At 62.5% G+C, this 8,613-nt stretch carries 5 protein-coding genes and 1 pseudogene; 3 read left to right on the forward strand and 3 right to left on the reverse strand.

The window, feature by feature from the left end; all coding sequences use genetic code 11:
* Nucleotides 1–52: 52 nt before the first annotated feature.
* The 3 genes and pseudogenes from QZX93_RS25715 to QZX93_RS25730 all read right to left on the reverse strand — a co-directional run bounded on the left by QZX93_RS25715 (nucleotide 53) and on the right by QZX93_RS25730 (nucleotide 2,482).
* Nucleotides 53–681 (reverse strand): annotated as a pseudogene (locus QZX93_RS25715) (AAA family ATPase).
* Between the two features lie 83 nt (nucleotides 682–764).
* Nucleotides 765–986: a hypothetical protein gene (locus QZX93_RS25725; RefSeq protein ID WP_295390475.1), complete on the reverse strand. Its 222-nt coding sequence runs from the start codon at nucleotides 984–986 to the stop codon at nucleotides 765–767.
* Nucleotides 987–1,255: 269 nt separating this feature from the next.
* Nucleotides 1,256–2,482 (reverse strand): pyridoxal phosphate-dependent aminotransferase, encoded by a 1,227-nt coding sequence (locus QZX93_RS25730; RefSeq protein ID WP_295390478.1) that lies wholly within the window; start codon nucleotides 2,480–2,482, stop codon nucleotides 1,256–1,258.
* Nucleotides 2,483–2,759: 277 nt separating this feature from the next.
* On the opposite strand from QZX93_RS25730, the gene QZX93_RS25735 reads away from it, so the two are divergent.
* The 3 genes from QZX93_RS25735 (at nucleotide 2,760) to QZX93_RS25745 (ending at nucleotide 8,393) form a co-directional block, all read left to right on the forward strand.
* Nucleotides 2,760–3,431 (forward strand): PspA/IM30 family protein, encoded by a 672-nt coding sequence (locus QZX93_RS25735; RefSeq protein WP_295390481.1) that lies wholly within the window; start codon nucleotides 2,760–2,762, stop codon nucleotides 3,429–3,431.
* A 299-nt stretch (nucleotides 3,432–3,730) separates the two neighbouring features.
* Nucleotides 3,731–6,595: an SNF2-related protein gene (locus tag QZX93_RS25740; RefSeq protein WP_295390483.1), complete on the forward strand. Its 2,865-nt coding sequence runs from the start codon at nucleotides 3,731–3,733 to the stop codon at nucleotides 6,593–6,595.
* A gap of 10 nt (nucleotides 6,596–6,605) precedes the next feature.
* A complete protein-coding gene (locus QZX93_RS25745; protein WP_295390485.1) occupies nucleotides 6,606–8,393 on the forward strand; it encodes a site-specific DNA-methyltransferase in 1,788 nt (595 codons plus the stop codon).
* Nucleotides 8,394–8,613: the final 220 nt, after the last annotated feature.

Here is an 8,613-nt window from a genome sequence, read left to right on the forward strand (position 1 = left end):
CCTCACGAAGGTTCACGCACGGGGCCTCGGACAGTAAGGGGACCGACGTGCTTTATACCCGGGCCACCTGGCGTTGTCCAGTGTTGCGGACAACCGCCGGTTGCAACAGAGAGTCCTGGCTAGAACGGTTCCGCCCTGGGCCATGGGCCGGTACGCAGCGCTCGCGCGCCCAGTCGCGCAGGTCCTCGATCTGCTCGGCCATCACCGGCAGGTCGACAAAGAAGAGCTCGTCGATCCGCCCCTTGCGGATCAGTTCAGGCGGCAGGCGGGCGATGTCGTTCGCGGTGGCCACCAGGAAGACCCGGGTGTTGCGCTCCGCCATCCAGGTGAGCAGGGTGCCCAGCACCCGCCGGCCGACGCCCTCGTCCTCCGAGCCGAGCGCGAGGCCCTTCTCGATCTCGTCGATCCACAGGCAACAGGGGCCATCTGATCGGCGATGGCCAGTGCCTGGCGCAGGTTCTTCTCGGTCTCGCCGATGTATTTGTCGTAGAGCGCGCCGCAGTCCAGGCGTAGCAGCGGCACGCCGAAACACCCGGCCACCGCCTTGGCGGCCCGGCTCTTGCCGCCGCCCTGCACGCCTAAGAGCAGGATGCCGCGCGGGTAATCCGTGGTCCGCGCCGGATCGAGGAAGGGCTGGCGGCGCCGCTCGAGCCACGCCTTGAGGTTGGCGAGGCCCGCCACGTCGGCAAATGAGCGGGTGTCGTACTCGAATAAGGGTGGAAGTCGAGCAGCAGATAGACCCCGGTCTCGGCCCCGGCGCGCAGCTAGCGCAGGGCCTGGGTGGGGTCGGTGAGGCGTTGCTCGGGGTCCGCACCGAACTCGATGCGCCGCAGCCCATCGGTCACCGACCAGCGATAGGCCGGCTGCGCCAGGCGCAGGGCCAACTGTGCGAAAAGTGTGAGTACCCGCGGTTCCTCGATCGACTCGATCAGGATGATCGGGGTCGCGGAGCGCAGCAGCAGTTCGAGGTCGTGCAGGTCCGGCATGGTCGATGGGTCGCGCGGTCTTGGGATGAATCGATTCTAACTCCGCGCGCCCTGGCTTAGCCCGAATAGCTCACGCCAAGGCGCCAAGCTCGCCAAGAAATACAATCGGGTAGAGCCACTGTCCAGATCACCCTCCGGGCGACTGGCGCAACGCCGATAACGCACTGAAAAGCCTTGGCGAGCTTGGCGCCTTGGCGTGATAACTGCATTTTCTAGGCTCATTGACTGTTTTCTTGGCGGCTTGGCGTGAGACGCGTGAGAAATCCGGATCAGCCCCCGTGCCGCTTGCGGTAGCCCTCGAGGAAGCGGGTGATCCGTCCCATGGCCTCTTGCAGGTCATCGGTATTGGGCAGGAAGACCACCCGCAGATGGTCCGGATGGGGCCAATTGAAGCCGCTGCCCTGCACCAGCAGCACCTTGGCCTCCAACAGCAGCTCCAGGATGAACTGTTGGTCATTGAGGATGGGGTACACCTTGGGGTCCAGCCGGGGGAACAGATACAGGGCCGCCTGGGGCCGGTGGCAGGTCACGCCGGGGATGGCGCTGAGCATCTCCCAGGCCAGATCGCGCTGCTTACACAGGCGCCCGTGGGGGGCGACCAGGTCGTCGATGCTCTGATAACCGCCCAACGCCGTCTGGATGGCGTATTGGGCCGGTACATTGGCGCACAGCCGCATCGAGGAGAGGATGTCCAGCCCCTCGATATAGTCGCGGGCGTGGCGCTTCTCGCCTGAGACGATCGCCCATCCGGCGCGGTAGCCGCAGGCGCGATAGTTCTTGGACAGCCCGTTGAAGGTCACGAACAGCACGTCGTCCGCCAGCGAGGCAATGGAGGTATGGGTGGCGCCGTCGTAGAGGACCTTGTCGTAGATCTCGTCGGCGTAGACGATCAGCTGGTGGGTGCGGGCGATCTCCACGATCTCCAGCAGCAGGTCCACCGGGTAGAGTGCGCCGGTCGGATTGTTGGGGTTGATGATCACGATGGCGCGGGTGGCCGGGGTGATCTTGGCACGGATGTCGTCCAGATCCGGCAGCCAGCCCGCCCCCTCGTCGCACAGGTAGTGGCAGGGGGTGCCGCCCGCGAGCGAGACGGCGGCGGTCCATAGCGGATAGTCCGGCGCCGGCACCAGCACCTCGTCGCCGCTATCGAGCAAGGCCCCCATGGTCATCACGATCAGCTCGGAGACCCCGTTGCCCACATAGATGTCGCCCACCTGCACGGCCCGGATCTGCTTTTCCTGGGTGTAGTGCATGATCGCCTTGCGGGCGGCGAACAGCCCCTTGGACTCGGCATAGCCGCAGGCGTTGGGCAGGTTGTGGATGACGTCGCGCACGATCTCGTCCGGCGCCTCAAAGCCGAAGGCGGCCGGGTTGCCGATGTTCAGCTTGATGATGTGGTGGCCCTCCTCCTCCATCTGGCTGGCGCGGGCCATCACCGGGCCGCGGATGTCGTAGCAGACATTGGCCAGTTTGGCGGACTTCAGGACGGGTTGCATGGTGCGTACTTCCGGTTGGTTGGGAGGCGGCCCGGCGGACCGTCTCCTGGGGCGTGTGACAAGCCGGTCAAGGTAGCCGATCCGGCCCCGGCCCTGCAAATTCCCCGTGAGCGCCGCGGCTGCCCCGCCCGATCGATGTTGGCGCCGGCCAGGCGTCTGCACTAAAGTCAATGTCTGACGTCATGCCGCTCGCCGTCCGGTGCCATACCCGGCGGTTGGCGCAAGGTGGCGCAAGGGCGACCGGTTCCTGTCCATGCCAAATTGTTCGAGGTGCTCCGTGGCCAATATATTCAAGCGAATCAACGATGTCATTGCTGCCAATCTCAACGATCTGGTCGACCGGGTGGAGGACCCGGAGCGCATGATCAAACAACTCATCCGGGAGATGGAGGAGAATATCAATAGCGCCCGGGAGGGGGCCGTCGATGCCCTGGCCAGCGAAAAGCAACTGGCCAAGGAGTTGGAGAACCAGCGTCGGCAGGCCGGCGAATGCCATGAGCGCGCCCGCCGCGCGCTGGCCGTCGGCAACGAGGCACTGGCGCGCGAGGCGCTGCTGCGCAAGAAGGAGCACGAGGGTATCGTTGTCAGCCTGCAAACGTCATGGGAGTCGGCCCGGCATACCAGCGAACGGCTCAAGTCCCAACTGCGCGCGCTGGAGGCCAAGCTGGCGGAGGCGCGGCTCAAGAAGGGCAGCCTGGTCGCCCGGCAGCGGGCCACCCAGGCGCTCGAGCAGATGGATCAGGTCCGCGACCGCTTCCAGGCCGGGCTCGATCTCGATCGCACCTTCGGCCGCATGGCGGACAAGGTCGACGAGATGGAGGCGCGCATGGAGGCGCGTGCCGAGCTCTCCGGCGAGTACAGCCAGCTCGAGCGGGAGTTTATGAAGCTGGAGGTGGACGCCGAGGTGGAGGCGGAGCTGGCGGCGCTGCGGCAGGAGGGCAAGGTCTAAATGGAGAATGCCCAGGCGCCGGAGCACATCCAGCGGGTCATCGCCTGCCTGGTCGAGTAGCTGGCCGGGGCGGAGAACGCGAGCCTGCGCCGTGCCTTCGTCGTCTGGCTCAAGCGCATGCTGCTTCCGGCGCGCGTACCCGGCGTCTTTGGCTGATCGGCTTGAGCGGGTTATCTTATGGGGGGGCAGGGATGTATTACCTGGCAATTTTTCATGGTACGCTCCTGATTCTCAGATAATCAGTGCCGGTTGCCCCGCCGGATTGCCCCAGCCATCGAGAACCTTGCCCCGGTGGCGACATGAGCCTAACGGACTACCACGCCAAATACATCGCCCACGAGCTCACGCGCCGCTTCCCGCCCGACAGCCCCGAGCGGCTTGCCGGTGCCGTTGCCAGCGCCCAGGTCGATCTCAACCCCCATCAGGTTGATGCGGCCCTGTTCGCCTTCGCATCGCCGCTGTCCAAGGGCGCGCTTCTTGCCGACGAGGTGGGGCTCGGCAAGACCATTGAGGCCGGCCTGGTCATGTCCCAGCGTTGGGCTGAACGGCGGCGCCGTATCCTCGTCATCACCCCCGCGAACCTGCGCAAGCAATGGTTACAGGAGCTGACCGAGAAATTCTTCCTGCCCTGCCGCCTCCTGGAGGCCAAGTCATACAATACCGCGATCCGCCAGGGCCAGTTCCGCCCCTTCGAGGTCCCTGAGATCGTCATCTGCTCCTACCAATTCGCCAAGGCCAGGGCAGCCGATGTCCAGGCCACCGCGTGGGACCTGGTGGTCATCGATGAGGCCCACCGACTGCGCAATGTCTACAAGCCGTCCAATGTCATCGCCAACACGTTAAAGCTGGCCCTGGCCGGTCGGCACAAGCTGCTGCTCACGGCCACCCCATTACAAAACTCCCTGCTGGAGTTATTCGGCCTGGTCAGCTTCATCGACGAGCATCGCTTCGGTGACCTCAAGAGCTTCAGGGAGCAGTTCTCCAACCTGGCCCAGGCGCAGGTCTTCGCAACCCTCAAGGCCCGGCTCAAGCCCCTCTGTCACCGCACCCTGCGGCGCCAGGTTACCGCCTACATCCCCTTCACCAAGCGTCTGCCGCTGGTGGAGGAGTTCACCCCGGAAGAGGGCGAGGACCGGCTCTACCACCTGGTCTCCGACTATCTGCAACGGGACAATCTCCAGGCCTTACCCTCCGGCCAGCGTTCCCTGATGACGCTGGTCCTGCGCAAGCTCCTCGCCTCGTCCACCTTCGCCATCGCCGGGGCCTTGACGACGATTGCCAACCGACTCAGAACCAAGGCGGGGGTGTCGCCCCCCGGCAAACCGCAAGACGCAGCCCTGGATCAGGACTACGAGGCCCTGGACGAAACCGCCGAGGAGTGGACCGACGACGCCCCATCGGAACCACTGACCGAAACCGACCGCGCCGCCCTACAGCGCGAGATCGCCGACCTGGAGTCCTTCGCCCGGCTCGCCACCTCGATCGAGCACAACGCCAAGGGCACGGCGCTGCTCAAAGCGCTCGGCGTGGCCTTCGTCAAAGCCCGCACACTGGGCGCGGCGCAGAAGGCGATCATCTTCACCGAGTCGCGCCGCACCCAGAGCTACCTGCTGCGCCTGCTGGCGGACAGCCCCTATCAAGAGGGTATCGTCCTCTTTAACGGCTCCAACACCGATGAGCGCTCCCGGCTTGTCTATGCCGAGTGGCTCGAACGCCACCGGGGCACCGACCGCGTGAGCGGCTCGCGCACCGCCGATATGCGCTCCGCCCTGGTGGACTACTTCCGCGACCAGGGCCGCATCATGATCGCCACTGAGGCCGGGGCCGAGGGCATCAACCTTCAGTTCTGCTCGCTGGTGGTGAACTATGACCTGCCCTGGAACCCGCAGCGCATCGAGCAGCGCATTGGCCGCTGCCACCGCTACGGGCAGCGGCACGACGTGGTGGTGGTCAACTTCCTCAACCGCAAGAACGCCGCCGACCAGCGCGTCTACGAACTGCTCGCCGAGAAGTTCCAGCTCTTCGAGGGCGTTTTCGGTGCCAGCGATGAGGTGCTCGGGGCGATCGAATCCGGGGTGGATTTCGAGAAGCGCATCGCCGCCATCTACCAGCGCTGCCGCAAACCCGCGGACATCCAGCACGCCTTCGACCAACTGCAACTGGAGCTGAGCTTCGAGATCGACGCCTCGATGGCCCGGACCCGCGCCCAACTGTTGGAGAACTTCGACGATGAGGTGCGCGAAAAGCTCAAGGTCAGGGAGGCGAGTTCCAAGGCCGACCTGAGCCGGTATGAGCGCCTGCTGATGCAGCTCACCCGACATGAGCTGCATGGACACGCGGAGTTTATGGGCGATGCCTCCTTCCGCCTTGTCCGTGTGCCGCCGGACGCAGGCACAGAAGTCCCGCTGGGTCTCTATGAGTTACCGCGCCGCACCGGTGAGGCGCATCTCTATCGTCTGAACCACCCCCTGGCCGAGGCCTTGCTGACCAAGGCCAAGGACCGTGACCTGCCGCCCGCCGCAATCCGCTTCGACTACGGTAGCCACCCAGGCAAAATCAGCCTCGTGGAACCCCTGATCGGTTGCTCCGGTTGGCTGACCCTCTCTTCATTTAGTGTAGAATCCCTAAACCAAGCAGAGGATCATCTGATCTTTGCCGCCGTGACGGATGACGGGATACCCTTGGACCCTGAGGCCGCCGCCCGCCTGATGACCCTGCCCGGGTCTGCCGCGCGAATCCCAGCGGATGAGATGCCGGGGGACTGGGTTGAAATGCTCACAGCGCAAACCGCAGAGAAGCGATCCGGGATCGAGCGCGGGATCTCCGAGCGCAACGCCCGCTTCTTTGAGGCCGAGGCCCAGAAACTCGACGGCTGGTCCGATGACCTCAAGGTGGGGTTGGAGCGGGAAATCAAGGAAATGGATCGCCAGATTCGGGAGGCACGCCGCGCGGCAACTGCCGCTGTCACGCTGGAGGAAAAGCTCGTGGGCCAAAGGGAGGTCAAGGCCCTGGAGGCCGAGCGCAACCGAAAGCGGCGGTCGCTTTTCGATGCACAGGACGAGGTAGACCACCAGCGTGAGGCCCTGATTGACGCCATTGAGGGGAAGCTAACGCAAACGGCTCACCTGCGTACTCTCTTCACCGTCCGCTGGTCAATGAGTTAATGGAGACGAGATGGCTGTAAGAAAACTGGAGTTGACCTGGATCGGCAAAGAGAACCGGCCACGGCTGGAGCCGCGCATCCTGCTGGAGGACCCGGCGCGGTCCTATCACGCGCGGCATCGGGTGAAGATGAGTTCACGCGAAGAAGAAAAGAATCTCACGCGAAGGCGCGAAGACGCGAAGGAAGAAAGAAAAGGAGAAAAGAGTATCGTTGGAGAGGGGCTTGCCGATGCGCACGCGGGGGCTTTATCCACTTCGCATGCTTCTCTTCGCGGCTTCGCGTCTTCGCGTGAGACAGAAATTGGCGATATCTTCGACAACCGGCTGATCTTCGGCGACAACCTGCTGGCGCTCAAGGCGCTGGAGGCGGAGTTCACGGGCAAGGTGAAGTGCGTCTTTATCGACCCGCCCTACAACACCGGGAGCGCCTTTACCCACTACGACGACGGGGTGGAGCATTCCATTTGGCTATCGCTGATGCGCGACCGGCTGGAGATCATCCGGCGGTTGCTGTCGGAGGATGGGTCGTTGTGGATTACCATTGATGACAACGAGTGTCATTACTTGAAGGTTTTGTGTGATGAAATATTTGGTCGCGCATGTTTTCTAGCGAATGTAGTCTGGGAAAAGCGAACGTCTCGGGAAAACCGTCGCGTTTTTTCATTTAACCATGATCACGTACTGGTATACGCAAGATCAAAACCGTTGTTTGAAAAGACTCGGAATGCACTTGGTTTAAACAGCGAGGTTCTCGCCCGATACAAGAATCCCGATAATGATCCGCGAGGACCTTGGCAATCCGTTTCGGTAAACGCGCAAGCTGGTCACGCTACCGCAAGTCAGTTCTATCAGTTGATTTTACCCTCTGGACGCGCGATTGATCCACCAAAAGGCCGTTGTTGGCTTTACACCAAGCCTCGGATGCAGGAAGAGGTCAGCGCTGGCAATATTTGGTTTGGATCGGATGGCGATAACGCACCTCGCGCCAAGAAGTTTCTTCGTGATTATGAGGAGAAAGGACTCACTCCTGAAACGATATGGCCTGCCGCTGAAGTAGGAACAAATGATGATGCGAAAAAAGGGTTGCTTGCACTCCTTTTAGATGTTCCGGTCTTCGACAATCCCAAGCCGGAGTCGCTCTTGGAGAGGGTGATACATATCGCCACGAACCCCGGCGACCTCGTCCTCGACTCCTTCGCCGGCTCCGGCACCACCGGCGCCGTTGCGCACAAGATGGGCCGCCGCTGGATCATGGTGGAACTGGGTGAGCACTGCCATACCCATATCATCCCGCGACTCAAGAAGGTGATCGACGGCGAGGACCCCGGCGGGATTACCAAGGCAGTCGATTGGAAGGGGGGTGGCGGCTTCCGTTATTACCGGCTGGCACCGTCGTTGCTGGAAAAGGACACCTGGGGCAACTGGGTCATCAACCACGACTATAATGCAGCCATGCTGGCCGAAGCCCTATGCAAGCTGGAGGGCTTCAGCTATGCCCCGTCGGACTCGCTCTACTGGCAGCATGGCCGCTCCACCGAGCGTGACTTTATCTATGTCACCACCGCCAGCCTGACCCAGGAGCAGCTTGCGCAACTGAGCGATGAGGTGGGGCCGGAGCGCAGTCTTCTGGTCTTGTGTACGTCCTTCCGCGCGAAGGCCGACCTGCATCCCAATCTCACCGTCAAGAAGATACCCCACCAGATTCTCGCGCGCTGCGAATGGGGCCATGACGATTACTCACTGCGGGTGGAGAATCTGCCGAGCGCGCCTTTGGCACCAGGACAGTTGGACCTGTTCTGAGTGACTCACGCGGAGCCGGGGAGAGAAAGATGACTCACGCGAAGGCGCGAAGGCGCGAAGAAGAAAGAAAAGAAGATTAATTTAGAGCCTGTCTAGAAACTAAATTATTGATTTTATAGCAAAAAAATTGTAGAATCTCCGGAATCCATACGAAAATGCGATCTTATTCCGGGTTTCAATATGAATGAAGACAGCATCGAGTCGCCTGCCAGGTATCCTA

Origin of the sequence: uncultured Thiodictyon sp. (assembly GCF_903946935.1) — a bacterium.
Classification (GTDB): Bacteria; Pseudomonadota; Gammaproteobacteria; order Chromatiales; family Chromatiaceae; genus Thiodictyon.